Source organism: Streptomyces sp. NPDC030165 (assembly GCF_055573595.1).
Map to the genome: position 1 here is coordinate 88,440 of NZ_JBVIBD010000002.1, position 24,943 is coordinate 113,382.

Genomic DNA, 24,943 nt, shown 5'->3' on the forward strand with positions numbered 1-24,943 from the left:
CGTTGAACCCCAACCTTTTGCTACCTCGCCCCTTCTCCCCCCCCCCCCCCCCCCCCTCCCTCTCCTCCCCCCCCCCCCCCCCCCCCCCCCCCCCCCCCCCCACCACCGTCTAGAAAACCGATCCGTCAGGGATCAGCGATCAGAGAATCACGTGCCGCGGACGGCGACGGTGAGCCTTGTCCTTCTTCGCCGGGCGGCTGTGCATGGTGAGCTTTCCGAACGCGCCGATCTTCAGCGCGGTGGGCTTGGAGTACATTCCGAACTCCCTCATGTTGCCGGTCGGTGGATGAGCCGGTGCACCAGCTCTCGCGATTTCGCGATCTCGCTCCATTCGAGAGTAAGGACGGCGCCGGACGAAAGTCCATGCCACTCGGCCGTATTCCCCGCCGGGCCTTTCGAGGTCTCTGACATGCGCGGGGTCAACTCCTGCCACGGGTATGTCAGAACACTGCCCCGTCAGCCGGGGGACGGTGCCGGAACGGCCGGCCTGGAGGGTTCGGGGGGATTCTCGCCAACGGCCAGCAGTCCCCACCGGGCCGCCGCGGCGACGGCCTCGCTGCGATTACGCGCTCCGACCCGGCGGTAGAGGTTCCGTACCAGCCGGTACATCTGCCGTTCCGAATATCCGGCGGCCCTGGCGATGTCCGCGACGGGGGTACCGGACGCGAGCCGGCGCAGCAGTTCCGTCTCGGTACGGCTGAGCACCAGCGCGCTCGGCGCGGTGGCCGTCCGGTCGGCGAGCGCCCGCGCGACCTCGGACGGAAGGTGGATGTTCCCCTGGAGTGCGCAGCGCACCACCTCCCCGATCTCGCCCATCTCCGCGTCGTGGCCGACCACTCCCTGCGCTCCGGCGGACAGAGCGGACCGGTAGTCGTCCACGGAGGGATTTTCCAGCAGGGCGATGACGGCCCCGGACGGCCGGGCCTGCCGGAGCCGGGCGATCGCGGCGATGCAGTCCGGATGGGTGTGCAGCAGGCAGGCGTCCCACTCGGTGGCGCCGGCGGCCTTCACCCCGTCGGCTTCTTGAACGGCGAATCCCGATTCCTTGAGGCCGAGCGCCAGCCCGTACCGAAATGCTGGTGCGCTGTGGACGACCAGGACACCCTGCTTTCGCATCGGACTCTGTGATCGGCTAGCTGACACTTCTTCCCCCTGTTGGTCCGGGACAGCTTTCGCGATTTTTGTTGCGTGGCGCTGAGCTTCGACGTGGATTTCTGCTTGCCGGAGGCGGCGGCAGCGGTGACGCGCGAGTGGGACGTTCGCGCGCTGTTCAGGCTTCCGGCACGGTGCGTCGTTGTGGTGACGGCCCGGCTCCATGGCGTTGCGGGCGCACGAGTGCGCTCATCGGCCCGGCACGCGAAGTCCAGGCTGCGCGGCCGTTCGTGCATGGGAGCGATATCGGCACATCGCGCCTAGCGGGCAGGCCGGAGCACGGAGCTACCCGACCGCGGATGAACTTCCGGCGCGGGCTCCCCACGCCTGCCGTCCGGTCAGAGCCGCCCGCCACGACGGCGAGTCCGGCCGGCCGGCTCTTCGTCCGTCGGAGGCACCACGTGGATGGATCTCCGGCGCATTCCCGGCATTGCAGTGCCCATGCCCACCCGGCATACTGCGTCCTTCTCCATCAGGCCACCTCCCGCAGCGGGGATCGCAGCACGGTACCGGGCGCATCATGCGCAACATGCTGCACTTTGGTGCATCATGTTGCAACGAGAGGCGGTGAAAAGTGGACAAGCAGCGTGCAGGGGCCGAAGCGCCGGAGCCCACCCCTCTGGACCAGCAGGTCCGCGCCGTGAAAACGGACCTCGCCACGCGGTTGCGGCACATCCGACAGCACCATCCCGAAGGCCCCTTCACCCTGGCCAAGTTGGCCGAACGCGCCGGGGTGTCGAAACGCACCCTGGCGTCGGCCGAGTCCGCCGACGGCACGAACCTGACCATCGAGACGCTGGTGAAGGTGGCGTACAGCCTCGGCATCCAGCGCCCGGCCTACTTCCTCGACGACCAGACCTTCCGCCAGGTCAACGCGGAACTGGAGACGGTCGAGGAGTTCCGGCGGCGCGGGGTGCACAGCGTGGCCCTGCGGAAGCCGTCACCCGCCGGCCCGGCCGCCTCCGTATCGGCGCTCTCCGAACTCCTCCAGGAAATCCTGGCCTCCGCGGAGGCCGCCCGAGACACCCTGCACGGGCTGCCACCGGCCGACGACAACGAGGCGGGCACCGCCACCGACACCCTCTGATGGCCATGCGGTGGAGGCTGCGGACAGTCGGACGGCGGGAGGCGGACCTCCAGCGGCGCTGCGAAACCCTCGTACAGAGCCTGCACCTTCCCGCACACACCAAGCTGACCGATCAGGAGCTGTGCGAACGTGTGTCGAGCGTGCGCCGACGCCCGATCCGCCTCGTGCCCCTGCCGATGCCCCCCGGCAGCCCCGACGGCATATGGGTGTCCTCAAAGGACGAGGACCACATCGTCTTCGAACAGCGTCTGGCCCCGGTGCACCGGCGCCAGGTCGTCCTCCACGAGATCGGGCACCTGGTCTGCGGACACGAGGCAGGCCCGGTGATGTCCCAGGAAGCCTCCCGGCTGCTCCTGCCCTCGCTCGACCCGGAGCTGGTACGACGGGTGCTCGGCCGCGAGCACGCGCACTCGGAGTCCGAGATCGAGGCCGAACTCGTCGCTTCCCTGATCGGACGCCGGATCAGCACCTGGAGTGCGGAGCCCGTACGCAGCGTTCCACCCGGTGCCCGCGAACTCGTCGGCCGGCTGTCCGCGCTCGAAAGCCCGGCCTTACGGGAACGCGATGAATAGCGTCCTCTACCCGGCCTGTGCGGCAGTGGCCTTTCTCGCTCTGGTCTACAGGTTGCGCGTCCTGCGCACCGACCGGTCGGTCGTCCAGATCGCTCTGCTCGGCAACTTCTTCTTCCTGTTCATCACGTGCACCGTCTCGACCCCGGTGGTGTGGGCTGCGGTCAGCCGTGCGGCGGGCATCGTCAACTTCTCCGGCCTGATCACACACAGCGGCGTGATCCTGCTGACGGCCTGCCAGCAGCTCGTGCTCCTGCACCTCGCTCACCGGCCGCACGTCGCCTGGCGCCGGGCGGCCCCGCGGCTGATCGCCCTCACCGCCGTCCTGATCACCATGGTGACCCTGTTCTCCGCGGCCACCTACCCGCGAGAGGCGCCGCACGATTTCGCGGTGACCAAGGCGCAGTACTACCCCGTCTACCTCATCGTCTACCTGCTCGCCTACGCCGCCAACCAGCTCGACGTAGGCATCATGTGCTGGCGCTACGCCCGGGTCGCGCCCACCCGGTGGCTGCGCCGCGGACTCTTCCTCATCGCCTGCGCCCTGCCCTCCGCCATGCTCTACACCGGGTGCCGCGCCGCGGGCATCGTCGCCGGTCAGTTCGGGTCCAGCGGGCACGCCTGGGAGCCCGTCGCGCAGGTCGCCGTGGCGGGCACCGCCATCGCCAAGACACTCGGCTGGACCTTGCCCGACTGGGGCCGCCATCTCAGCGCCCTGCGGGAGCAGGCCTGCTGTCACCGCGCCTACCGCGCCCTGGGGCCGCTCCACGGCGCGCTCACGGCCGAGATCCCCGGCCCCGTACTGCGGCTGGGGCCGGGCATCGACCTGCGAACCCGGCTGTACCGCCGAGTGGTGGAAGTCCGCGACGCCCAATGGGCGCTGCGCCTGTGGATGGCTCCCGCCGTGGCCGAGGAGGCCAGGGAACGGGCCGTGGCGGCCGGACTGCACGGCATCGAACTGGCCGCCACGATAGAGGCGGCCCAGCTCAGGGCCGCGCTCCGGGCGAAGTCCCAGGGCCACGCGCCGGCCGCGTACACCGGACTGCCCCGTGCGGCCGAGCCCGAAGACCTCGCCGCCGAGATCGCCTTCCAGCGCAAGCTGGCTCATGCCTTCGGCACGTCCCCGGTCGTCGCGGCCGTGGCACAGCGGCCCACGGCCGGCCCCGGCCGGAAGGCACCCGCATGACGGCACCGCTCCCGCCGGACATGGGAATCACGTCGTGTCCGTGCCCTGGCGGGTACGGGGCCGCGGCCCGCCGGCGGGCCGCGGGAATCAGGCCCGTACGGCCGACCCCCGCTCGCTGAGCCGTGGCGCGCACAGCATCCGCTTGCGCCGGACGCGCCGCCCCTCGACCGCCGCGACGGCCAGCCGGGCCGCCTCCTTGGCGATGCCGGCGAGGCCCCAGTCCAGCGTGGTCAGGGGCGGTGTGAGGACCTGGGAGACGGGGTGGTCGTCGAAGCCGACCACCGAGACGTCCCGGCCGACCGTCAGGGCCGCCTCGGCCGCCGCCGCGTAGACCCCGTAGGCGATCGAGTCGGAGAAGCAGAACACCGCCGTGGGGCGGGCCGTCCCGGCCGCCTCGCCCGCGCGCAGCACGCGCCGCGCGACCGCCGTCGCCTCGCCCAGTTCCTGGGCGCACGGCAGGACTTCGGCGGCGATGCCGAGGCGGCCGGCGGCTTCCCGTACGTACACGTCGGCGGGCCGGTCGGGGGTGGAGGGGCCGGTGGGTGTCAGGACGGTGACCCGGCGGTGGCCCAGCCCCACCAGGTACTCCAGTACGGCGTCGATCCCGGCGCGGTTGTCGAACAGCACCTCGCCCGCCGTACGGGCGCGGCGCAGCGAGTCGCCGATGGACACCACCGGCACCGCCTCCGCGATCTGCGCCCAGCCCGCCGCCGAGGGGTCGACCGGTGACACCAGCAGGCCGTCCACGCGCTGGTCGCGCAGCTGCTTGGCCAGGGCGAGTTCGCGTTGCGGGTCGCCGCCCGCGTCGAGGATGAGGGCGTAGCGGTCGCCAGCGAGCAACTCCCGTCCTATCGCCGCCATCAGCTGCTGCTGCCACAGGTCCTGGAGGTCGCCGGCCAGTACGCCGACCATGCTCGTACGGCCGCCGGCCAGGGCACGGGCGATGGGGTCCGCCTCGTAGCCGAGTTCGGCGGCGGCCTTGCGCACCCGTTCCTCGGTCTCCTTGGAGACGTGCGTGCCGCGCAGGGCGTAGGAGACGGCGGCGGTGGAGAGCCCGGTGGCCTCGGCCACCTCGCGGAGGGTGGTGCGCTTACGGGGCCTGGCCATGCCGGAAGCCTACCCAAGCGTCCGGTGCGCACCGCGCGTCGCGGCGTGCGTCCGCCGCCGCGTGCGCGTGGGCGCCCCGCCGTTCCCTTGACAGCCGTTCCGGTTAATCGCTTCACTGAATCGCATCACTGAAGCGGTTAACTCCCGTCGGCCGAAGGTGACTTCAGGGGATGCCGTCTCGACCACCACCTCGGCATCCGTGCCGGGCGACACCTCGGCATTCCGGCCGGCCCCCACCTCGGCGTCCTTGCCGTCCGCACCCGCACGGAGGAGGCCCGTGCCCACCGACGTCCACCAGCATCTGTGGCCGCCACCGTTCGTCGCGCTGCTGCGCTCCCGTACCGCGCCGCCCCGCCTCGACGGCTGGACCCTGCACCTGTCCGGCGAGCCCCCGTACGCGGTCGGCCCCGCCGACCACGACCCCGCCGCCCGCGCCGAACTGGCCCGCGCCGACGGCCTCGACCGGGTTCTGCTCTCGTTCTCCAGCCCCCTCGGCATCGAACACCTGCCGCCCGCCGCATCCGTCCCGCTGCTCGACGCCTTCCACGACGGTGCTCTCACACTGCCCGCGCCCTTCGGTGTCTGGGCCTCCCCCTGTCTGTCCGTCCCCGACCTCGCCCCCGGCCCCGTCCTACGCCTACTGCGCCGCGGCTGCGCCGGTCTCCAGCTCCCGGCCACCGCCCTGCTCGACGCCACCGGGTGGACGCGCTGCGCACCGCTCCTCGATGCCGTGGAAGACCTGGGCAGGCCCCTGTTCGTCCATCCCGGAGCCGCTCCCCCGGCCCCGCCGGGCGGCCCTCCTTGGTGGCCCGCTCTGGTGCCGTACGTCCAGCAGCTGCACGCCGCCTGGTTCGCCTTCCGCGCCTTCGGCCGTCCCCGCCATCCGCGCCTGCGCGTCTGCTTCGCCGCCCTCGCGGGTCTCGCCCCGCTGCACGGCGAACGGCTCACCGCGCGCGGCGGCCCGGACCGCGGGCGCGTCGACCCCGGCGTCTTCTACGACACCTCTTCCTACGGCACGCGCGCCGTGGACGCGGTCGTCCGCGCCGTCGGCATCGACGCCGTGGTGAGCGGCAGCGACCGCCCGTACGCCGTACCGGACGTGCCCGACCTCGGCGCCGCCGCCGTGCACGCCCTGCGCACCGTCAACCCCGCCCGCCTCCTCGGCCCGGCGTAAGGAGCCCGTCCATGACCTCCGAGGCCACCGCGGCACCCGCGCCGCACGGCGTCCCCGAACTCTTCGCCGCCCTCCCCGCCCGCAACCTCGGCAAACGCGAACTGCGCACGCTCGTCGACCGGCTGGCCCAAGCCCCCGGCCTCTGGCGCGGCGAGGTCGCCTTCTCCGACGCCGAGCGGCACTACGCCTCCCTCCACCGCGACACCTATGTCGACATCTGGCTGCTGTGCTGGACCCGGCGGAACGACACCGGCTGGCACGACCACGACCTCTCGTCCGGCGCGGTACGCGTCGTCCAGGGCGTGCTGACCGAGTCCAACCCGCGCATCGGCGGCGCGCACCTGGCCACCCCCGTCCGCGCCGGCGCCTCCTTCTGCTTCGGCCCGGACCACATCCACCGCCTCACCGGCGCCACCGACGACGCGGTGTCCCTGCACGCGTACTCGCCGCCGTTGTGGCGGCTGGGGCAGTACGCGATCACCGAGGACGGGCTGATGCGCCGCCTCCCCGTCTCGTACGCGGACGAGCTGCGCCCCTTGGAGGCCGCGACCTTTTCCGGTCCGGGGTATTGATTTCTTCATTCACCCGCGCCGATCCTGCATGAACTCATACAGCCGATGCGCGGAAGAGGGCGGCCGATGGCGGCAGTGGTGGAACAGCGCTCGATCGACGTCGTCCCGGACGACGAACGCCACGGCACGCCCGTCAGCCAGTTCACCCTGTGGCTCGGCGCCAACCTGCAGATCACCGCCGTTGTCACCGGCGCCCTGGCCGTCGTGTTCGGCGCCAACGCCTTCTGGTCGCTGACCGGCCTGCTGCTCGGCAACCTCCTCGGCGGCGCGGTCATGGCGCTGCACTCCGCCCAGGGTCCGCGCCTCGGCCTGCCGCAGATGATCTCCTCGCGGGCCCAGTTCGGGGTGCGCGGCGCGGTCGTGCCGCTGGCCCTGGTCATCGTCATGTACATCGGCTTCTTCGCCAGCGGCACGGTGCTGGCCGGGCAGGCGGTCGGCGAGCTGACGCGGCTGGGCGACACTCCGGGCATCCTCGTCTTCGCCGCGGTCACCGCCGTCGCCGCCGCGGTCGGCTACCGGCTCATCCACCTGCTGGGCCGGGTCGCGAGCATCGTGTGCGCGCTGGCCTTCCTCTACCTCGGCGCGCGCCTGCTGGAACGCGCCGACCTGGCCGTACTGCTGCACGACCGGTCCTTCTCCTTCCCCCTCTTCCTCCTCGCCGTCTCGCTGTCCGCCTCCTGGCAACTGGCCTTCGGCCCGTACGTCGCGGACTACTCCCGCTACCTGCCCCGGCACACCTCCACCCGCGCCACCTTCTGGTGGACGCTGTCCGGTTCGGTCCTCGGCTCGCAGTGGTCGATGACCTTCGGCGCGCTCGCCGCCGCCGCGGCCCCCGCCGCCTTCGTCGGCCACGAGGTCTCCTACGTCGTCTCCCTGGGCGGCGCCGGCCTGACGGCCTCGGCCCTGTACTTCGTCATCGCCCTCGGCAAGCTGACCATCAACGTCCTGAACACGTACGGCGGCTTCATGTCGCTGGTCACCAGCGTCAGCGGCTTCCGTGGCCGTACCACCCTGACACCGCGCGGCCGGGCCTGCTACATCACCGGCATCATGCTCGCGGGCACCGCCGTCGCCCTGCTCGGCAAGGACTCCTTCCTCACCTCGTTCAAGGACTTCCTGCTGTTCCTGCTGACCTTCTTCACCCCTTGGTCGGCGATCAACCTGGTCGACTACTACCTGATCTCCAAGGAGCGTTACGACATCCCGGCGCTCAGCGACCCGGCCGGCCGCTACGGCGCCTGGAACGGCACGGCGCTGGCGGTGTACGGGGCCGGGGTGCTGGCCCAGTTCCCGTTCCTGGCCACCCACTTCTACACCGGGCCGCTGGTGGCCCCGCTCGGCGGCGCCGACGTCTCCTGGCTCGTCGGCCTGGCCGTACCCGCCGCCCTGTACCGGTCCGCCGCCCGCCGCGACACCGGCCGCATCCCGCCCGCCCCGGCCTCAGAGCCGGGCTCCACCCCCACGGATACGGGGGAAAGCCCTACCGCGCGGCCCGCTCCCCGCCCGTAATCTCGGCAGCATGGCTACCCATGACCCCGAGTTGCGGAAAGAACTCGACGCGACCCTGCAGACCCGCAAGGAGCTGGGGCCGGAGTACGAGTCCGAGTTGGTCGAGAGCTTCCTGGAGAAGCTCGACAAGACCGTCGACCAGCGGGTGCGACGGCAGTTCGCCGAGCAGCAGATGCAGGTCGCGCGCGGCGCGCAGCCGCCCCGGCAGCCGTCCGCGCCCGGCAGCGGCTACGGCGAGCGCTTCGGCTTCGCCACCGTCTCCCTGGTCCTGGCGATACCGCTGTCCGCGATCGGCGCGGCCCACGCCGGCCTGATCGGCCTGCTCGTCAGCTGGGCCGGGATCGTCGGCGTCAACGTGCTCAACTCCTCCGGCCACCTCTTCAGGCGGACGCCCGGGGAGCGCAAGCAGGAGGCGGGCGGGTGGGAGTGAGCGGGCCGGTGCGGGGGCGCGGGCCGGGTGCTCGCGCGGGGACCGCCGCACCCCGGCCGGGGCCGGGGGCGGGACGACGGCGGTCCCCGCGGGGGACGCGGACCGGGTCAGGGCCGGTGACCGCGTCCGGGCGATCTGCGGAAGGTCCGGGAGCCGCTCCGGAGGTCCGTATCGCCACCGTCACCACTGTGCCGGGCCCGTGTTAAGCCCGTGCTGCGGACGCGTGACGCATACGTACACCTTGCGGTGTCCACCCGTTTCCTGACGGTCCCTTGACGCCGGCTGTCCTCGGCGCAGCGAACCGTACGTGCCGGGCCCCCGACGCCCTTGCTCAGCCCTGCTTGGCCTCGCGGGCCAGGAAGGCGAGCAGGTCCTGCCGGCTCACCACGCCCTTCGGCTTGCCCTCGACCAGCACGATCGCCGCGTCCGCCTTCTCCAGGACCGTCATCAGGTCACCGACCGGCTCGCCCGAACCGACCTGCGGCAGCGGCGGGCACATGTGCTTCTCCAGCGGGTCTTCGAGCGACGCGCGCTGCGCGAACAGCGCGTCCAGCAGCTCCCGCTCCACGACCGAGCCGACGACCTCCGCCGCCATCACGTCGGGGTGCCCGGCGCCCGGCTTGACGATCGGCATCTGCGAGACGCCGTACTCGCGCAGCACGTCGATGGCCTCGCCGACCGTCTCCTCCGGGTGCATGTGCACCAGCGAGGGCATCGCGCCCTCCTTGTGCCGCAGTACGTCACCGACGCGCGCCGCGGGACCGGCGTCCTCCAGGAAGCCGTAGTCCGCCATCCACTCGTCGTTGAAGATCTTGCTGAGGTAGCCGCGGCCGCTGTCCGGCAGCAGGACGACGACCACGTCGTCCGGGCCGAGCCGCTCGGCGACCTTCAGGCCCGCCACGACCGCCATGCCGCAGGAACCGCCGACCAGCAGGCCCTCTTCCTTGGCCAGCCGCCGGGTCATCTGGAAGGCGTCCTTGTCCGAGACCGGCACGATCTCGTCCGCGACCGTCCGGTCGTAGGCGCTCGGCCAGAAGTCCTCACCGACGCCCTCGATCAGGTACGGGCGGCCCGAGCCGCCGCTGTAGACCGAGCCCTCCGGGTCGGCGCCGACGACCGTGACCCGGCCCTCGCTGGCCTCCTTCAGGTACCGGCCGGTGCCGCTGATGGTGCCGCCGGTGCCGACGCCCGCGACGAAGTGAGTGATCTTTCCCTCGGTCTGTTCCCACAGCTCGGGACCGGTCGTCTCGTAGTGCGAACGCGGGTTGTTCGGGTTGCTGTACTGGTCCGGCTTCCAGGCGCCCGGCGTCTCGCGGACCAGCCGGTCCGAGACGTTGTAGTACGAGTCCGGGTGCTCGGGGTCCACGGCCGTCGGGCAGACCACGACCTCGGCGCCGTACGCCCGCAGCACGTTGATCTTGTCGGTGGACACCTTGTCCGGGCAGACGAAGATGCACTTGTAGCCCTTCTGCTGGGCCACGATCGCCAGGCCCACCCCGGTGTTGCCCGAGGTCGGCTCGACGATGGTGCCGCCCGGCTTCAGCTCGCCGGACTTCTCGGCGGCCTCGATCATCCGTACGGCGATCCGGTCCTTCACGGACCCGCCCGGGTTGAAGTACTCCACCTTCACCAGGACGGTGGCCTGGATTCCTCGGGTGACGTTCCTGAGCTTCACCAGCGGGGTGTTGCCGACGAGCTCGATCATGGATTCGTAAAACTGCACGGTGGTCTCCGCTGTCGGGGGCGCGCTGTCCTGCGCCCATCCGACCAGCCTATTGCCCGCCCCTCATGGAGTCGCCGCGCGTTGCGCGGCCCGTCCGACGGGGCACCACCTTGGTGTGGGGCTTCTCGCTGCCGCCGCCACGACGTCCCGTCCGACGCCCTGCGACCCGATTCCGCCACCGGTTCAGCCACCGATGTCCGGCTCCGGTCCCGGTCCCGACTCCATCCACCAGCACTCCAGTGATCCAGCACTTCACACCACATTTCGCACGCACTGCACGGGGAGGTGCCCGGCCTATGCCGATGACGATGTCCAGGGCGAGGGTGGCACGGCGGATCGCCGCCGCCGCAGCGGTGGGCGGCGGCGGGATCGGTCTGCTCGGCGTGGCCGGTGTCGGCCTGCTGCTGACCGAGGTCCGCCTCGCCCGCCGTACGGTCGGCGGCTCCAGTGCCGTGCCGCCCAGCGCGGACGGCCGCTACGGCGCCGCCTTCGCCCACCGCACCGACCGGCCGCCGCTGCGGCTGGCCTTCCTCGGCGACTCCACGGCCGCCGGCCAGGGCGTCCACCGCCCCCGCCAGACGCCGGGCGCCCTGCTCGCCTCCGGCCTCGCCGCCGTCGCGGAGCTGCCGGTCGACCTGCGCAACGTGGCGCTGCCCGGCGCCCAGTCCGACGACCTCGACCGGCAGGTCACGCTCGTCCTCGCGGAGCCGGGGCCCGCACCCGATGTCGCCGTCATCATGATCGGCGCCAACGACGTCACCCACCGGATGCCGCCGGCCCGCTCCGTACGCCTGCTGTCCGACGCGGTCCGCCGGCTGCGCGAGGCGGGCTGCGCCGTGGTCGTCGGCACCTGCCCCGACCTGGGCACCATCGAACCCGTCTACCAGCCCCTGCGCTGGGTCGCCCGCCGTCTGTCCCGCCAGCTCGCCGCCGCCCAGACCATCGGGGTGGTGGCGCACGGCGGCCGTACGGTCTCGCTCGGCGACCTGCTGGGCCCCGAGTTCGAGGCCCACCCCCGCGAACTCTTCGGCCCGGACAATTACCACCCCTCCGCCGAGGGCTACGCCACCGCCGCGATGGCCGTCCTGCCCACCCTCTGCGCCGCACTCGGCCTGTGGCCAGAGGAGGAGCACCCCGAGCCGTACCGCCGCGAGGGCATCCTCCCGGTAGCCGAAGCCGCCGCCCAGGCCGCCGACGAGGGCGGCACCGAGGTCACCGCCACCCGCGCCCCCTGGGCCCTCCTCAAACACCGCAGGAGGCGGCAGATCCCCACTCCGGAACCGACGCGATCGGAGGTGGAGACGAGCCGGTCGGGGGATTGAACAGCCTTCTGGGGCAAGCGCCGGCCACATCGAGCCCGTCCGGCGTTCGAGGACGAGCGAAGCGACATCGGCCCGTCCGGCGTTCGAGGACGCCCGCCGCAGGCGCGACGTGCCCGCAGACACCCCGCCGCCGTCGGCTCACCCCCCACGAGGCCTAAGCATTTGCTTAGAAAAGAGTCCCGCATCACAACCCCCACCGCGTGACCTCTGCCCTACGGCCGGGTAACTTCCCCCACAGCCCTGCCCGTCCGCCAGTCACCCTCTGGAGCCGTCATGCCCGAAGCCGTGATCGTTTCTGCCGCCCGCTCCCCGATCGGCCGCGCCTTCAAGGGCTCCCTGAAGGACGTGCGCCCGGACGACCTGACCTCCGAGATCATCAAGGCGGCGCTCGCCAAGGTCCCCGCGCTGGACCCGAAGGACATCGACGACCTGATGCTCGGCTGCGGCCTGCCCGGCGGCGAGCAGGGTCACAACCTGGGCCGCATCGTCGCCGTACAGATGGGCATGGACCACCTGCCCGGCTGTACGGTCACCCGCTACTGCTCGTCGTCCCTCCAGACGACCCGGATGGCGCTGCACGCCATCAAGGCGGGCGAGGGCGACGTCTTCATCTCGGCCGGTGTCGAGACCGTCTCGCGCTCCGTGAAGGGCACCTCGGACGGTATGCCCGAGACCCACAACCCGCTGTTCGCCGACGCGGAGGCCCGTACGGCCGCCCGGGCCGAGCAGGAGGGCGCCGACTGGCACGACCCGCGCGAGGACGGCCTGCTGCCCGACCCGTACATCGCGATGGGACAGACCGCCGAGAACCTGGCCCGCGCCAAGGGCGTCACCCGCCAGGACATGGACGAGTTCGGCGTACGGTCCCAGAACCTCGCCGAAGAGGCGATCAAGAACGGCTTCTGGGAGCGCGAGATCACGCCGGTGACCACGCCGGACGGCACGGTCGTCAGCAAGGACGACGGCCCGCGCGCGGGCGTCACCCTCGAAGGCGTACAGGGCCTCAAGCCGGTCTTCCGCCCCGACGGCCTGGTGACGGCGGGCAACTGCTGCCCGCTCAATGACGGCGCCGCGGCCCTCGTCGTCATGTCCGACACCAAGGCCCGCGAACTGGGCCTGACGCCGCTGGCCCGGATCGTGTCGACCGGCGTCAGCGGCCTGTCGCCGGAGATCATGGGCTACGGCCCGGTCGAGGCGTCCAAGCAGGCCCTGCGGCGTGCGGGCCTGGGGATCTCCGACATCGACCTGGTGGAGATCAACGAGGCGTTCGCCGCCCAGGTGATCCCCTCGTACCGGGACCTCGGCATCGACCTGGACCGGCTGAACGTCAACGGCGGCGCGATCGCCGTCGGCCACCCCTTCGGGATGACCGGCGCCCGCATCACCACCACTCTGATCAACTCCCTCCAGTGGCACGACAAGCAGTTCGGCCTGGAGACGATGTGCGTGGGCGGCGGCCAGGGCATGGCCATGGTCATCGAGCGCCTGAGCTGACACCGGCCGGGAGCGGGCGCCGTCCCCGCCGGACGGCGCTCCGCCCGGTGCCCGCGGCCCGGCGCCGCGGCCCTACGTGTCCGTACGCGCCCGTACGCCCCCATAGGCGCCCCACCCGCACCCTGCGTCCCAACTGGCGTACGCAGAGCGACCGTCGGTGAGCTGGGTCACCGGTTGACGAGATCGCGACCAAATCTCCCCCAGGATTGTGACCAAACCCCCCACAGGACCACGTCCCCGCAGGTCAGCGCGGCGTCACTCGAACGCACGAGGTCCAAATCCCCGTCCGGCCAAGGACCTGAGGCACTGGGCCCGGTCGCCGACGACCGGCAGCCTGATGTAGGAAGTCGGGGGACATTCTGCTAATGGGAGTACGTCAGTGAGCGCCATCACTCTTGCCCTGCTGCTGGCCGCGGCTGCCGCCGTGGCCCTGGGAGCGGCCGCCCTGCACACCGCCCACGCGCTGCGCCGCCAGGTCACCGGGCTGCGCGCCGAGCTCCTCGCCGCGCACGCGGAGGCCCGCGCCGAGACGCGTGCGCAGACCGCCGCCGGTATCCCCGCCGCCCGCACCACCCCCGACGCCGAGCACGCCCTCGCCGACATACGGGCCGCCGTCGCCGACGCGCTGGCCGAGGAGCGGGAGCGCGAACTCGCCGAGGCCCGGGCCTTCTGGGCCGCCCAGGAGGCCCGGGACGCCGCCGACGCCCCGTCCCTGATGGGACCGCTGGACGGCGGCACCGACCACCTCGACCCGCACGAGCGCCTGGACGACGCGTACTTCCTGCCCCGGCAGGCGGACCTCGCCGGGCTGGAGCCGCTGCTCGGCCCGGACGCGCTGTACGCCGCCGACGGGCCGGGCACCCTGGAGCCGGTGGAGGCGCTGGAGAGCGAGGCCGCCGACGAGGCCGAGACCGCCGAGCTGGCCGCCGCCCGCCGCCGCCACCCCTCGCACCCGGACTTCACCCCGTCTCCCGCCGTCGGGGACCACGAGCGCACCGTCGGCCGCCTGGAAGAGCTGGCCCGCGACCGTACCCCGCTCGCGGACGTGCGCCCCGGCCCGCTCGGCACCCTGGACGTGTACGTCTTCACCGACGGCACCACGGTCTGCATGACGCCCGGCCACCGCGAGACCGCCGAACGCGTCGCCACGGCCTTGCGCGAGGGCTGCGCCCCCGTCCTCCTCGGCGGCTCCGGCATCTCCGGCGCCTACGCCCTGACCTTCTCCTGGGGCCCCGCGACCACCGACAGCGTCTACATCCTCGCGGACCGCGTCATCGCGTCCCTCTGAGATCCCGTCCGGAAGCAGCCGTTCCCCAAGGGCCCCAGGAGCCTCCCAGGGCCCCCGGGGGCCTCAGCAGCGCGCCGCGGCCCCCCGCACCAGCTCCACCGCCGCCGCCAGCTCGCGCTCGTCGCCGGCGGAGCGCACCGCCTCCACCACATCGTGTCCGGCCACCGCCACTTGGTCACCGACCGCGAACATCCCCGCGTCGGGCAGCTCGTGCCGCTCCTGTCCGGGATTCTCGACGCGCTGCGCCCGGGCCGCCAACTCGCGGGCGAGCGCGAGGCCTTCGGCCGCGGCGCCGCGCGCCAGGGCGCTCTGCGGCAGCGCCCGCAGGCGGTCGGCGAGGGCGTCCACGGCAGTCTGCAAAGGCGTCACGTCAAGCACAGGCCGAGCTTATGCGCCACTCCCGGGTGGTTGCCAACACCCCAACGGTCAGGCACGGTGGGCTGAAGGACCAGCATCGAACGCGTCCGGAGGCGCCGATGTCTCAACTCTTCTCCGAAGAGACCCACCGGAACCTGCTCTCCCGCATCCCCCACTGCACCGGCCGTGAAGTCTCCGACTGGCTTCGCACGGTAGATGAAGGCCCCGCTCTCTTCCGCTTCGAGGAGAAGGTCAGCTGGCTCCGCGGCGAGCACGATCTCGCTTACGGGCACGCCAAGGCGATCGTCCACGAGTACGACCTCAGGCGCGCTGCGCGCAAGTTGTAGCCGTGCCGCCGCACAGGAACACCGAAGGGCCCGTGGGGACGTCCCCACGGGCCCTTCGTCAGCTCACAGCCGGTGTGCCGGCGCCGGGCACCGGACCTCAGTCCCGCAGGATCGAGATCAGCCGCAGCAGCTCCATGTAGATCCACGCCAGCGTCACGGTCAGGCCGAACGCGGCCAGCCAGGACTCCTCGCGCGGAGCACCGTACGCGATGCCGTCCTCGACCTGCTTGAAGTCCATGGCCAGGCACAGCGCACCGAGCACCACGCCGACGACGCCGAACAGGATGCCCAGGCCGCCGCTGCGGAAGCCCAGGCCGTCACCGCCGCCGAAGGCCATGAACAGCACGTTGACGAACGACAGCAGCACGAAGCCGAGCAGCGCGATCATCAGGTAGCGCGTGAAGCGGGCGGTGACCCGCACGATGCGGGTCTTGTAGGCGACGAGCATGGCGACGAAGACCGCCATGGTGCCCATCACCGCCTGCATGGGCGCGCCGCTGAGCTTGGGGAGGTCGTTGATCGCGCCGCTGAGCGCGCCGAGGAACAGGCCCTCGAACGCGGCGTAGGTCAGGATCAGGGCCGGCGAGGGCTTGCGCTTGAAGGACTGGACGAACGCCAGCACCATCGCGATCAGCCCGGCGCCGACGGCGAAGCCGAGGCTCTTGGTCAGGAAGATCCACCCGACGGCCGCACCCGCGATCACGGTGCCGAGCGTCATGCCGGTACGCAGCACGACGTCGTCCATCGTCATCCGGCGGGTCTGCGGCGCGTACTGCGGCGCCTGGGTGCCCTGCGCGGCGTCCTGGGCGTAGGGGTTGCCGCCCTGGGCGTACGGGTTCGTTCCGGCGTAAGGGTTCGCTGCGGGGCCCCCGGCCTGCGGCGGCGCGTCGAAGCCCGCGTAGCCGTTGTTGTCGCGGCTGAACCCCCGTCGCGAGAAGACCGGGTTGCTGCTCCTCATCTCACTCCTCCATGGCCGCCGTGCGCGGCCTTCCCACAAGGGTAATGGCTTGGCAAAAGCACGTTCTAGTTCTTGAGCAGGATCTTCACCGCAACTTCGGGTGATCAATCCCGCACGGGGACGATTCCCCCGGTGGATCACGCCTGTAGGACGTACGGGAGGCCGGGAAGGTGCCCGGACGCCGTTGAGGGACCGTACGCGGGCGGCGTGCGGTCCCTCAACGGGTTTCGGCGGCCGGTGGCCGCCGCCGACGGGTCACTCGTTGTTGACACCGTTCTGGGAGAGCAGCGGCAGCTTGTCGATGAGGTGCGACAGCGCCTGGTCCTGCTGGCTCTCGGTCGAGTTCTCGACACACTGCTGGTGCTGGTCGGAGGACAGGATGTCCTGAACACCGATGTTGATCAGAGCCACGATGTTCTGCACGTTCGTGATCGGGATACCGATGCACAGCTTGTTCAGCGAGTTGCCGATGAGCGTGGCGCTCGGGCTCATGTCGCCCTCGGTGCGGTTGTTGCCGAACGACTGGGCCGAGTGGTTGCCGTTGGCCGTCCCCGTGTCGCGGCCGTCGCCCACCGCCATGGCCTGCGGAGCCGCCGCCGCGGAGATACCGACCAGAGACGCGGCAACCGCCACGCCCGCCATCATCTTGTTCATCTCGAAACCCCTTCAGGAAATGAACTCCCATGACGAAGGGAGCCCTGTAAGCAACAACCGGTCACGGCCGGGAAAGTTGCGCATCATCACCCGAACAGATCGACATTCCAGTTCGCGGTCCGGCATCCCACTCTTCCGTGTGGCTTTCGGCAGCCCCGGCCGGAGACGATTCCCCGGCCCGCCGGACAGCGAAAGGGAAAGAATTTCCGCATGGCCGCCCCCACGGACGTGATGCGCGTGCAAAGGGCCCGTACTGCCGACCGGCAGTACGGGCCCTTTCCCGGTCACTCGGCGACGGTCCTCGTCACTGGTTGTTGGTGCCGTTGCCGGAGAGGATGGGAAGCTTGTCGATGAGGTGCGACAGCGGCCCGTCGCCCTGGACCTGGGACGAGTTCTCGACACACGTCTGGGTCTGGTCCGAGGACAGGATGTCCTGCACACCGATGTTGACCAGGGACACGAGGTTCTGCACGTCCTGGACCGGCAGCGCGATGCAGGGCTTGTTGAACGAGCCCTGGATGAGCGCGAACTGCGGGCTCATGTTCCCCTCCGTGTACATGTTGCCGTACACCTGGGCCGCGCCGTTGCCGTTGTACGTGCCGATCTTGCGGGCGTCACCGACCGCCGACGCCTGTGGAGCGGCGGCGGCCGAGATACCTACGACAGAGGCAGCCGTGGCCAGTGTTGCCAGCGCCTTCTTGATCATGTGTGATCCTTCGCGTTTCGGGATGCTCTTTACCCGGGGCAATTTGAACAACTCGGTGTGATGAGCTTGGTTGTGCCCCATCACTCAAATGATTTCGCGCACAACCGAGCGGGAGACTGTGCCGCCGGTGACCGATCCGGCCGTCCGGTTATGACCGCGACGCCCCGGAAATCGGCCGCGTCCGACAGCGAAACCGCGGGCCGGGCGTTACTTTCCGGCCGGCTTGGCCACCTCGACGCCCCGCAGCCCCGGTGTCTTCTGAGTGACATCCCCGACGGTGTGCAGCAGCTTCTTCGTGGCGCGGGAATCCTGTAGATCGCCTGCGGTTTCCTCGACGGTCCTGACCACCGGGTCGAGTTGTCGGCCGTCGAGCTGCTTGTTCTGAAGGGCATCCGCAAGGCCACCGTTCAGACTGAAACTCGGCACCTTCCCCGGACTGCCGGCGAAAACGGGGGACGCCGCTCCCAGGGCCATGACGGAACCGGCCAGAAATGCGGCGGTCTTCGCGTACTTCACTTTCCGCTGTCCTTTCCTGAGCGGTGATGTCGACAGCCGCAGCCGAACGTGCCGCGCGACCTTCCCGGCATATCCCGGACCACCGCCATTTTGGTGTTCAACGACTCCGGCCCGAAAGAGAAACCCATCCGTTTCGCCACTTCCCGGCCCCCTCGAACGCGACCGACCCCGGCACGCTTGGCTGGCGCGCCGGGGCCTTTCGCTCCATCCTCTGCTACCCGTCCGACGCGGTACGTCAGTCGTTGACGCAGGTGTTGCCGAACGCCGGGTTCAGCAGCCCGATGATGTCGATCGAGTTCCCGCAGAGGTTGACCGGGATGTGGATCGGAATCTGCAGGACGTTGCCGGAGAGGACGCCGGGGGAGTTCTGCGCGGCGCCCGAGGTACCCGCGTCGGCGAACGCCGGGGTAGCGGCCCCGGCCGCCATGAGCGTTCCAGCAGCGACTGCGGCAACCTTCGCGTACTTCACTTTCAGCCCTTTCCGCAGCGGAGTCTGAAACGGTCACGTCCTTCGTGCCGCACGGGCGCCCACAGGATTGCCCGTAACACCGCTACCAATATACGTAACGATTCGTCCGCGCCTACGAAACTCCCGCGAAGTCGATTTTCACGAGGAATCGCCCAGATGGTTTAGCGCGGTCCGAGATAGAAGAGTGGAGGTGCGGGAACTGCATGCGCTTTTCGTAAAGCGCAAAGGCCCGAGCCGTTCAGGAGGAGAGAACCGACGCCCCGGGCCTTTTACGGCAGTCCGGCTCAGCTGTTGTTGACGCCGTTCTCGGACAGCAGCGGGAGCTTGTCGATGATGTGCGACAGCGCCTGGTCGCCCTGCGACTCGGTCGAGTTCTCGACACACTGCTGGTTCTGGTCCGAGGACAGGATGTCCTGCACACCGATGTTGACCAGGGCCACGATGTTCTGCACGTTCGTGATCGGGATGCCGATGCAGGGCTTGTTGAGCGTGCCCTGGATCAGGCTCAGCTGCGGCGACATGTCGCCCTCGGTGTCGGAGTTGCCGAATGCCTGCCCCGCACCGTTGCCGTTGGCTGTCGACGTGCCGCGACCGTCACCGACCGCCATGGCCTGCGGAGCCGCCATGGCCGAGACGCCGACGATGGACGCAGCTACGGCCGTCGTGGCCAGGAACTTCTTGATCACGATTCACCCTTCTCGAAGCGGAGTGCCCGTTTCCGGAGCGTCCTGGACAACTCGCGTCCGCCAGTTCAGTTTCGCCGGTTCACCCGAATGCCACGAAACCGTAGACACATATCACCGCATCGCCGGGTCGTCGGCAGTGTTGCCCACGAGCGGGAACTCACGGAACACCGGACGCCCGGGCCTGAATCGCGAAAATGAACGAAACCACCATCGGGTCCGCCCACCGTGCCTTTCCCCGCAGCGACTGCCATAATCCCCACCGCACAGAGAAAGGCCCCGCGTTCCGCGGGGCCTTTCCTGGTCTCAGCGGTTCGACGGCCCGATGTGCCGCCCGTCCCGCGGAAGCCGGCTCACTGCTCGACGTTGCCGATCGCCAGGCCGACCTTGGTGACGTTCTTCTTGTACTTGAACTTGTACGTGTCGTTGTCGTTGTACGTGTACGCCTTGTTGTCGTTGTACTCGTTGTGCTCCTTGTGCACCCGGTCACAGTGGAACTTGCCGTACTTGGCAGCGCAGTTGCTGCCGGCGGTGAGCCGCGGCGCGTCGTCCCAGGACGCGGCAGAGGCCATGCCCGAGAGCGGAACGACGGCAAGGGCGGCGATGGCGAACGCGCCGGCGGTACGACCGATGAACTTGCGCATGCTTTCTCTCCTCGTGCGCAGAAATGTGACACGGGATGTCTACCGCGCCCGTATCCGGTCGAACACGCGATGCCATGTGATATATCTGTTCGGGTCCGAAGTGCGACCATTTGCAGCACCAGCGTTTCCCCCGTGGAAATGCTTGCGCTATCCACGGTCCCGCGCTTTCGCACGGTGCGCCAATGCGGGCCCGGCCCGCGGCCGCGCGCGCCGCCCTCCGGCGGCCCCGTACGGCGCGGACGCCCCGCGCAGGCCCTGGCGGGCGCCGGGGAAGGGAGCGCCGCCCGGCACACTGGACGGGGGCGGGACGCGCCCCCGGAGTCCGGCCGTGTCCGGGCGCACACGTGGAGGAGCGATGTCCCAAGGCAGGCGGCACCTGACGATCACCACGGTCGTCGACGCCGAGGAGTGTGCGGTGCTCCGGGTGGCCGGGGAACTGGACGTGCACGCGGAGCGGCAGTTCCTGGACGAGTCCGGGGCCGTGATCGCGGCCGGGCACCGGTTCCTGGTGCTGGACCTGACCGCGCTGCGGTTCTGCGACTCCCGCGGCCTGAACTGCCTGCTCGCCCTGGAGTGGCTGTGCCGGCGGATGAACGGGCGGCTGCTGCTCGCCTCGCTGGGCGTCCGCGTCCTGCACGTCCTCCTTGTCACGCGGGCCGTGGACGCGCTGGCGTGCTTCCCCACCGTCGGCCACGCGCTGGCCGCCGTCCCCGAGGAGGTCCGCCCGGCCTGGCCGCCCGGCGGAGCGGCGTCCGCCGACGGCGGGACGACCGCGGGCGCCGGCATCGGGGGGACCGCGGGCGCCGACGGCGACGGCAGCCGTGACAGTGACGGCAGCCGTGCCGACGGAGACGTCGACGGTGACAAGACCCGTGACGCGGACGCGTACCGGTCCTACGATGAGCGGCCGCGGCAGGACGGCCGGGGCCGAACCGCTCCGTAGGCCTCCGGACGGCGGCCCGGCGGGCGGCGCGGGCGCTCGGCGCCGGGCGGACAGGCCGTCGGCGCCGGCGGTCAAGTGCTGTGCCCGGAGCCGGACTTGAACCGGCACGGCCCGAAGGCCAGCGAGGTTTAAGCTCGCCGTGTCTGCATTCCACCATCCGGGCCTGGGATCCCCCATGCCGCCTCAAAGGGGGCAGCACGAGCGTAGCCCGCAGTACCGTCTGAACAGGGGGTCGTCTTCCCGAGGTTGTCTTATTTTATTGGCAACTGAGGGGTCATCAGCGGTTGGTACGGGCCTTCGGCACATGCCTGCGGCCCACCCCCGCCGCTCCGGCGCCTGCCGTGGGCCGTGTCCGGATTGACGGAAACTCGACGCCGTGCGTGCGCCCCCGCGAGCGCCCTTCCGCCCCTTCGCGCCTCAGGGTCTGCCTCATACCCAGGGATGACCACCTGCCTGCCCGCTACGCCCCAGGGCTCCCCCGAGACCGGCTCACGGGCTGACGTTGCCGTACCGGCGTCTCCCCCACGATGGAACGGGCCGCATTCCCACAGCCCCGACGGTCCCGACGTTCGACAGGAGTCCCTTCTCGTGACCACCCACACCGGCGTTCCCACCGCCACCCGCGCCACGGTGGCCGCACGCGCCACGGATCTCACCAAGGTCTACGGACAGGGCGAGACCCAGGTGGTCGCGCTGGACCACGTGTCCGTGGAGTTCCGGCAGGCCGAGTTCACCGCGATCATGGGCCCCTCGGGGTCCGGCAAGTCCACCCTCATGCACTGCATGGCCGGGCTGGACGCCATATCCCGCGGCTCGGCCGTGATCGGCGGCACCGAGCTGAACGGCCTGAAGGACAAGAAGCTCACCCAGCTGCGCCGCGACAAGATCGGCTTCGTCTTCCAGGCGTTCAACCTGCTGCCGACGCTGACCGCACTGGAGAACATCACGCTGCCGATGGACATCGCCGGCCGCAAGCCCGACCGTCAGTGGCTGGACCAGGTCGTCGAGACCGTCGGCCTGTCCGGGCGGCTCAAGCACCGTCCCGCGCAGCTCTCCGGCGGCCAGCAGCAGCGCGTCGCGGTGGCCCGCGCGCTGGCCTCCCGGCCCGAGATCATCTTCGCCGACGAGCCGACCGGCAACCTTGACTCCCGCTCCGGCGCCGAGGTGCTCGGCTTCCTGCGCAACTCCGTGCGCGAACTGGGCCGGACCGTCGTCATGGTCACCCACGATCCGGTCGCCGCCGCCTACGCGAACCGGGTCGTCTTCCTCGCCGACGGCCGCATCGTCGATGAGATGGCCGACCCGACCGCCGACCGGGTGCTGGAGCGCATGAAGGGCTTCGACGCCAGGGGCCGGGTCAGCTGACCCGTACCGGCAGCCATCCCACCGCCCCACTCCCACAGGACCGACAATGTTCCGTACCGCCTTGCGCAACGTGCTCGCGCACAAGGCCCGGCTGCTGATGACCGTCCTCGCCGTCATGCTCGGCGTGGCCTTCGTCTCCGGCACCCTGGTCTTCACCTCCACCCTCTCCGACGCCCAGCAGAAGAGCTCCCAGAAGGGCTTCGACGGCGTCGACGTGGCCGTCCAGCCGCACCGCTCCGACGCGCCCGGCGCCAAGCCCGGCGCCGCGCCGAAGCTGAGCCAGGAGCTGCTCGACCGGGCCGGCAAGGTGCCCGGCGCGGCCTCGGCCACCGGCACCGTCGACGGGTTCACCGCCCTCGCCGACAAGGACGGCAAGCTCGCCGGCGACGGCTTCAGCTCCCGGGGCCGTAACTACTACCCCGGGGCGGACGGCAAGGACGACCGCTTCCCCCTCAAGGAGGGCCGCGCGCCCAAGGGCCCGCACGAAGTCGCCCTGGACTCCGGGACCGCGCGGAAGACCGGCTACAAGGTCGGCGACACCGTACGGCTGTCCGTCGACGGCCCGGTCCGCGAGGCGAAGGTCTCCGGCATCTTCACCACCGACGACGGCGCGGTCGCCGCGGGCGGCACCCTCGCGCTGTTCGACACCGCGACGGCGCAGAAGCTGTTCCACACGCCCGGCGGATTCAGCGAGATCGATGTCGAGGCCGCGCCCGGCACGTCCCAGGAGGCGCTGAAGGCGGCGGTCGGCAAGGTGCTGCCGGACACCGCGGAGGCCGTCACCGGCAAGCAGCTCGCCGACGACCAGGCCGAGATGATCGCCAAGAGCATGGACAGCATGAAGACCGGCCTGCTGGTCTTCGCCGGCATCGCGCTCTTCGTCGGCATCTTCATCATCGCCAACACCTTCACCATGCTGGTCGCCCAGCGCACCAAGGAACTGGCCCTGATGCGCGCGGTCGGCGCCAGCCGCCGCCAGGTCACCCGCTCGGTGCTCATCGAGGCGTTCGTCGTCGGCGCGGTGGCCGCCGTCACGGGCCTGCTGGCCGGTATCGGCATCGGCGCCGGGCTGCGCGCCCTGACCGGCGCCCTCGGCACCGTCCCGGACGGACCGCTGGTCGTCGCCCCCTCGACCGTCGTCGCCTCGCTGCTGGTCGGCATCGTGGTGACGGTGCTCGCCGCGTGGCTGCCGGGCCGCCGTGCCGCGAAGATCCCGCCGGTCGCCGCGATGAACAGCGTGCACGCGGCGGCGTCCACGAAGTCCCTGGTGGTGCGCAACGCCATCGGCGCGGTGCTGGCCGCCGCGGGCACCGCCTGCGTGCTGGGCGCCACCGCCGTCGGCTCCGACGGCAAGGCCCTGATGAGCCTGGGCGCCGGGCTGCTGCTGATCGGCGTCTTCGTGCTGACGCCGCTGCTGTCCCGCCCGCTGATCGCGGCCGCCGCGCCCGTCCTGCGCGCCTTCGGCATCTCGGGCAAGCTGGCCCGCCAGAACGCGGTGCGCAACCCGCGCCGTACGGCTGCCACGGCCTCCGCCCTGATGATCGGGCTCACCCTGGTCACCGGCCTGACCGTGATCGCGGGCAGTGTCCAGAAGGGCGTCGACAAGATGGCGACCGACTCCCTGAAGGCGGACTACGTCGTCAGCATGGCCACCAGGGGTCCGCTCTCCCCCGACGTGGCGAAGACGCTGGCGGCCGACCCGCAGGTCACCGCCTCCAGCCCGCTGCGCAACTCCCCCGCCCGGATCGGCGGCGAGCCGGAGTACCTGACCGGGGTCGACGGCAAGGCGATCGGCGAGCTGACGGACCTGAAGTTCACCGCGGGCTCCTTCGACGGGCTCGGCACGCCGAAGGCCAACCGCGCCGTCGTCGACGGCGGCACCGCCAAGGTGCACGGCTGGCGGGTCGGCTCGTCCTTCGAGACGACGTTCGAGGACGGCAGGAAGGGGCGCCTGACCGTCTCCGGTGTCTACGAGGGCAACGACATGCTCCGGGGCATCCTGCTCGACACCTCCGTGCTGGCCCCGCACCAGAAGAACCCCACCGATATGCAGGTGATGGTCAAGACGACGGGCGGCGCCACCGACGCCACCAAGGACTCGCTGGTCAAGGCCCTCGGCAAGAACCCGGCGATTGCCGTGCAGGACAAGAAGGACGTGTCCGAGGGCATCGCGCAGATGGTCAACCTGATGCTGAACATGCTCTACGGGCTGCTCGCCATGGCCGTCGTCGTCGCGGTGCTCGGCGTGGTCAACACCCTGGCCATGTCGGTCTTCGAGCGGTCGCAGGAGATCGGCATGCTGCGGGCGATCGGCCTGGACCGGGCCGGCGTCAAGCGGATGGTGCGGCTGGAGTCGCTGGTGATCGCGCTGTTCGGCGGGGTTCTCGGCATCGGTCTGGGCGTCTTCTTCGGCTGGGCGGCCGGTGAGCTGATCGGCGCCTCGCTGTCCACCTACGAGCTGGTGCTCCCGTGGGGCCGGATGGGCATCTTCCTCGCGCTGGCCGCGCTGGTCGGCGTGCTGGCCGCGCTGTGGCCGGCCCGGCGGGCCGCGCGGCTGAACATGCTGGCGGCGATCAAGGCCGAATAGCCCGCGTCCGTACGGCACGGCCCCGGGGGGGGGGGGGGGGGGGGGGGGGGGGGGGGGGGGGGGAGGGGGGGGTAGGGGGGGGGGGGGGGGGGAAAGAGGAG

Annotated in this window: 25 protein-coding genes and 1 tRNA gene; 14 read left to right on the forward strand and 12 right to left on the reverse strand. The window is 71.0% G+C overall.

What is annotated here, in order from left to right; translation table 11 throughout:
- Positions 1–456: 456 nt before the first annotated feature.
- Positions 457–1,116: a response regulator transcription factor gene (locus ACZ4Z1_RS03590; RefSeq protein WP_468484929.1), complete on the reverse strand. Its 660-nt coding sequence runs from the start codon at positions 1,114–1,116 to the stop codon at positions 457–459.
- Between the two features lie 610 nt (positions 1,117–1,726).
- Here ACZ4Z1_RS03590 and ACZ4Z1_RS03595 point away from each other — a divergent pair.
- From ACZ4Z1_RS03595 to ACZ4Z1_RS03605, 3 genes are read left to right on the forward strand one after another with little or no spacing between them, the layout of a single operon-like run.
- On the forward strand, positions 1,727–2,239 hold the full coding sequence (locus ACZ4Z1_RS03595) for a helix-turn-helix domain-containing protein (RefSeq protein WP_468484930.1): 513 nt from the start codon (positions 1,727–1,729) through the stop codon (positions 2,237–2,239).
- On the forward strand, positions 2,239–2,811 hold the full coding sequence (locus tag ACZ4Z1_RS03600; RefSeq protein WP_468484931.1) for an ImmA/IrrE family metallo-endopeptidase: 573 nt from the start codon (positions 2,239–2,241) through the stop codon (positions 2,809–2,811). Before ACZ4Z1_RS03595 ends, ACZ4Z1_RS03600 begins: the two co-directional genes overlap by 1 nt.
- Positions 2,804–3,994 carry an MAB_1171c family putative transporter gene (locus ACZ4Z1_RS03605; protein WP_468484932.1) on the forward strand — a complete coding sequence of 397 codons (1,191 nt, stop codon included), beginning with the start codon at positions 2,804–2,806 and terminating at the stop codon, positions 3,992–3,994. The genes ACZ4Z1_RS03600 and ACZ4Z1_RS03605 overlap by 8 nt, the downstream gene beginning before the upstream one ends.
- Before the next feature lie 87 nt (positions 3,995–4,081).
- Here ACZ4Z1_RS03605 and ACZ4Z1_RS03610 read toward each other — a convergent pair whose 3' ends face one another.
- A complete protein-coding gene (locus ACZ4Z1_RS03610) occupies positions 4,082–5,101 on the reverse strand; it encodes a LacI family DNA-binding transcriptional regulator (RefSeq protein WP_468484933.1) in 1,020 nt (339 codons plus the stop codon).
- Positions 5,102–5,378: 277 nt separating this feature from the next.
- Between ACZ4Z1_RS03610 and ACZ4Z1_RS03615 the strand changes: the two genes are divergently transcribed.
- The 4 genes from ACZ4Z1_RS03615 (at position 5,379) to ACZ4Z1_RS03630 (ending at position 8,786) form a co-directional block, all read left to right on the forward strand.
- Positions 5,379–6,275: an amidohydrolase family protein gene (locus ACZ4Z1_RS03615; RefSeq protein ID WP_468484934.1), complete on the forward strand. Its 897-nt coding sequence runs from the start codon at positions 5,379–5,381 to the stop codon at positions 6,273–6,275.
- An 11-nt stretch (positions 6,276–6,286) separates the two neighbouring features.
- Positions 6,287–6,847: a cysteine dioxygenase gene (locus ACZ4Z1_RS03620; RefSeq protein WP_468484935.1), complete on the forward strand. Its 561-nt coding sequence runs from the start codon at positions 6,287–6,289 to the stop codon at positions 6,845–6,847.
- A 66-nt stretch (positions 6,848–6,913) separates the two neighbouring features.
- Positions 6,914–8,356 (forward strand): purine-cytosine permease family protein, encoded by a 1,443-nt coding sequence (locus ACZ4Z1_RS03625; protein WP_468484936.1) that lies wholly within the window; start codon positions 6,914–6,916, stop codon positions 8,354–8,356.
- A 10-nt stretch (positions 8,357–8,366) separates the two neighbouring features.
- Positions 8,367–8,786, forward strand: coding sequence for a hypothetical protein (locus tag ACZ4Z1_RS03630; RefSeq protein ID WP_468484937.1), 420 nt, complete (start codon positions 8,367–8,369; stop codon positions 8,784–8,786).
- Between the two features lie 331 nt (positions 8,787–9,117).
- On the opposite strand, the gene ACZ4Z1_RS03635 is transcribed toward ACZ4Z1_RS03630, so the two are convergent.
- Positions 9,118–10,509, reverse strand: coding sequence for a cystathionine beta-synthase (locus tag ACZ4Z1_RS03635; protein ID WP_468484938.1), 1,392 nt, complete (start codon positions 10,507–10,509; stop codon positions 9,118–9,120).
- Positions 10,510–10,811: 302 nt separating this feature from the next.
- Here ACZ4Z1_RS03635 and ACZ4Z1_RS03640 point away from each other — a divergent pair, with 302 nt between their 5' ends.
- The 3 genes from ACZ4Z1_RS03640 to ACZ4Z1_RS03650 all read left to right on the forward strand — a co-directional run bounded on the left by ACZ4Z1_RS03640 (position 10,812) and on the right by ACZ4Z1_RS03650 (position 14,613).
- Complete coding sequence (locus tag ACZ4Z1_RS03640; RefSeq protein WP_468485392.1) at positions 10,812–11,831, forward strand: SGNH/GDSL hydrolase family protein; 1,020 nt, start codon at positions 10,812–10,814, stop codon at positions 11,829–11,831.
- A 273-nt stretch (positions 11,832–12,104) separates the two neighbouring features.
- Complete coding sequence (locus ACZ4Z1_RS03645; RefSeq protein WP_468484939.1) at positions 12,105–13,325, forward strand: acetyl-CoA C-acetyltransferase; 1,221 nt, start codon at positions 12,105–12,107, stop codon at positions 13,323–13,325.
- A 379-nt stretch (positions 13,326–13,704) separates the two neighbouring features.
- Positions 13,705–14,613, forward strand: coding sequence for a hypothetical protein (locus ACZ4Z1_RS03650; protein ID WP_468484940.1), 909 nt, complete (start codon positions 13,705–13,707; stop codon positions 14,611–14,613).
- Positions 14,614–14,676: 63 nt separating this feature from the next.
- Here the strand turns inward: ACZ4Z1_RS03650 and ACZ4Z1_RS03655 are convergent, their stop codons facing one another.
- The gene (locus tag ACZ4Z1_RS03655) at positions 14,677–14,991 is read right to left on the reverse strand and encodes a hypothetical protein (protein WP_468484941.1); all 315 of its coding nucleotides are present in this window, start codon (positions 14,989–14,991) and stop codon (positions 14,677–14,679) included.
- Positions 14,992–15,089: 98 nt separating this feature from the next.
- Between ACZ4Z1_RS03655 and ACZ4Z1_RS03660 the strand changes: the two genes are divergently transcribed.
- Positions 15,090–15,317 carry a DUF4287 domain-containing protein gene (locus ACZ4Z1_RS03660; protein ID WP_361149951.1) on the forward strand — a complete coding sequence of 76 codons (228 nt, stop codon included), beginning with the start codon at positions 15,090–15,092 and terminating at the stop codon, positions 15,315–15,317.
- A gap of 97 nt (positions 15,318–15,414) precedes the next feature.
- Here the strand turns inward: ACZ4Z1_RS03660 and ACZ4Z1_RS03665 are convergent, their stop codons facing one another.
- The 7 genes from ACZ4Z1_RS03665 to ACZ4Z1_RS03695 all read right to left on the reverse strand — a co-directional run bounded on the left by ACZ4Z1_RS03665 (position 15,415) and on the right by ACZ4Z1_RS03695 (position 19,947).
- Positions 15,415–16,275: a Bax inhibitor-1/YccA family protein gene (locus ACZ4Z1_RS03665; protein WP_468484942.1), complete on the reverse strand. Its 861-nt coding sequence runs from the start codon at positions 16,273–16,275 to the stop codon at positions 15,415–15,417.
- Positions 16,276–16,530: 255 nt separating this feature from the next.
- Positions 16,531–16,929 (reverse strand): rodlin, encoded by a 399-nt coding sequence (locus tag ACZ4Z1_RS03670; protein ID WP_468484943.1) that lies wholly within the window; start codon positions 16,927–16,929, stop codon positions 16,531–16,533.
- A gap of 304 nt (positions 16,930–17,233) precedes the next feature.
- On the reverse strand, positions 17,234–17,635 hold the full coding sequence (locus tag ACZ4Z1_RS03675) for a rodlin (protein WP_468484944.1): 402 nt from the start codon (positions 17,633–17,635) through the stop codon (positions 17,234–17,236).
- Between the two features lie 207 nt (positions 17,636–17,842).
- Entirely contained in the window at positions 17,843–18,151 is a 309-nt protein-coding gene (locus tag ACZ4Z1_RS03680; protein WP_468484945.1) for a hypothetical protein, read from the reverse strand.
- A gap of 235 nt (positions 18,152–18,386) precedes the next feature.
- Positions 18,387–18,620, reverse strand: a complete 234-nt coding sequence (locus tag ACZ4Z1_RS03685; RefSeq protein WP_031009422.1) for a chaplin — start codon at positions 18,618–18,620, stop codon at positions 18,387–18,389.
- Positions 18,621–18,904: 284 nt separating this feature from the next.
- Positions 18,905–19,306, reverse strand: a complete 402-nt coding sequence (locus ACZ4Z1_RS03690; protein ID WP_468484946.1) for a rodlin — start codon at positions 19,304–19,306, stop codon at positions 18,905–18,907.
- A 350-nt stretch (positions 19,307–19,656) separates the two neighbouring features.
- The gene (locus tag ACZ4Z1_RS03695; protein ID WP_468484947.1) at positions 19,657–19,947 is read right to left on the reverse strand and encodes a hypothetical protein; all 291 of its coding nucleotides are present in this window, start codon (positions 19,945–19,947) and stop codon (positions 19,657–19,659) included.
- A 355-nt stretch (positions 19,948–20,302) separates the two neighbouring features.
- Here ACZ4Z1_RS03695 and ACZ4Z1_RS03700 point away from each other — a divergent pair, with 355 nt between their 5' ends.
- On the forward strand, positions 20,303–20,890 hold the full coding sequence (locus tag ACZ4Z1_RS03700) for an STAS domain-containing protein (RefSeq protein ID WP_468484948.1): 588 nt from the start codon (positions 20,303–20,305) through the stop codon (positions 20,888–20,890).
- Between the two features lie 81 nt (positions 20,891–20,971).
- On the opposite strand, the gene ACZ4Z1_RS03705 is transcribed toward ACZ4Z1_RS03700, so the two are convergent.
- A tRNA-Leu gene (locus ACZ4Z1_RS03705) sits at positions 20,972–21,053 on the reverse strand.
- Positions 21,054–21,478: 425 nt separating this feature from the next.
- Between ACZ4Z1_RS03705 and ACZ4Z1_RS03710 the strand changes: the two genes are divergently transcribed.
- Together ACZ4Z1_RS03710 and ACZ4Z1_RS03715 are read left to right on the forward strand one after the other, a co-directional pair.
- Entirely contained in the window at positions 21,479–22,255 is a 777-nt protein-coding gene (locus ACZ4Z1_RS03710; protein ID WP_468484949.1) for an ABC transporter ATP-binding protein, read from the forward strand.
- Positions 22,256–22,301: 46 nt separating this feature from the next.
- On the forward strand, positions 22,302–24,842 hold the full coding sequence (locus tag ACZ4Z1_RS03715; protein WP_468484950.1) for an ABC transporter permease: 2,541 nt from the start codon (positions 22,302–22,304) through the stop codon (positions 24,840–24,842).
- The last annotated feature ends 101 nt before the right edge of the window (positions 24,843–24,943 follow it).

Bases quoted from the DNA above. Each gene is read 5' to 3' on its own strand.
- ACZ4Z1_RS03590 (WP_468484929.1), bottom strand. From the start codon at position 1,116: ATGCGAAAGCAGGGTGTCCTGGTCGTCCACAGCGCACCAGCATTTCGG.
- ACZ4Z1_RS03600 (WP_468484931.1), top strand. From the start codon at position 2,239: ATGGCCATGCGGTGGAGGCTGCGGACAGTCGGACGGCGGGAGGCGGAC.
- ACZ4Z1_RS03605 (WP_468484932.1), top strand. From the start codon at position 2,804: ATGAATAGCGTCCTCTACCCGGCCTGTGCGGCAGTGGCCTTTCTCGCT.
- ACZ4Z1_RS03610 (WP_468484933.1), bottom strand. From the start codon at position 5,101: ATGGCCAGGCCCCGTAAGCGCACCACCCTCCGCGAGGTGGCCGAGGCC.
- ACZ4Z1_RS03620 (WP_468484935.1), top strand. From the start codon at position 6,287: ATGACCTCCGAGGCCACCGCGGCACCCGCGCCGCACGGCGTCCCCGAA.
- ACZ4Z1_RS03625 (WP_468484936.1), top strand. From the start codon at position 6,914: ATGGCGGCAGTGGTGGAACAGCGCTCGATCGACGTCGTCCCGGACGAC.
- ACZ4Z1_RS03630 (WP_468484937.1), top strand. From the start codon at position 8,367: ATGGCTACCCATGACCCCGAGTTGCGGAAAGAACTCGACGCGACCCTG.
- ACZ4Z1_RS03640 (WP_468485392.1), top strand. From the start codon at position 10,812: ATGACGATGTCCAGGGCGAGGGTGGCACGGCGGATCGCCGCCGCCGCA.
- ACZ4Z1_RS03645 (WP_468484939.1), top strand. From the start codon at position 12,105: ATGCCCGAAGCCGTGATCGTTTCTGCCGCCCGCTCCCCGATCGGCCGC.
- ACZ4Z1_RS03660 (WP_361149951.1), top strand. From the start codon at position 15,090: ATGTCTCAACTCTTCTCCGAAGAGACCCACCGGAACCTGCTCTCCCGC.
- ACZ4Z1_RS03665 (WP_468484942.1), bottom strand. From the start codon at position 16,275: ATGAGGAGCAGCAACCCGGTCTTCTCGCGACGGGGGTTCAGCCGCGAC.
- ACZ4Z1_RS03670 (WP_468484943.1), bottom strand. From the start codon at position 16,929: ATGAACAAGATGATGGCGGGCGTGGCGGTTGCCGCGTCTCTGGTCGGT.
- ACZ4Z1_RS03675 (WP_468484944.1), bottom strand. From the start codon at position 17,635: ATGATCAAGAAGGCGCTGGCAACACTGGCCACGGCTGCCTCTGTCGTA.
- ACZ4Z1_RS03695 (WP_468484947.1), bottom strand. From the start codon at position 19,947: ATGCGCAAGTTCATCGGTCGTACCGCCGGCGCGTTCGCCATCGCCGCC.
- ACZ4Z1_RS03700 (WP_468484948.1), top strand. From the start codon at position 20,303: ATGTCCCAAGGCAGGCGGCACCTGACGATCACCACGGTCGTCGACGCC.
- ACZ4Z1_RS03715 (WP_468484950.1), top strand. From the start codon at position 22,302: ATGTTCCGTACCGCCTTGCGCAACGTGCTCGCGCACAAGGCCCGGCTG.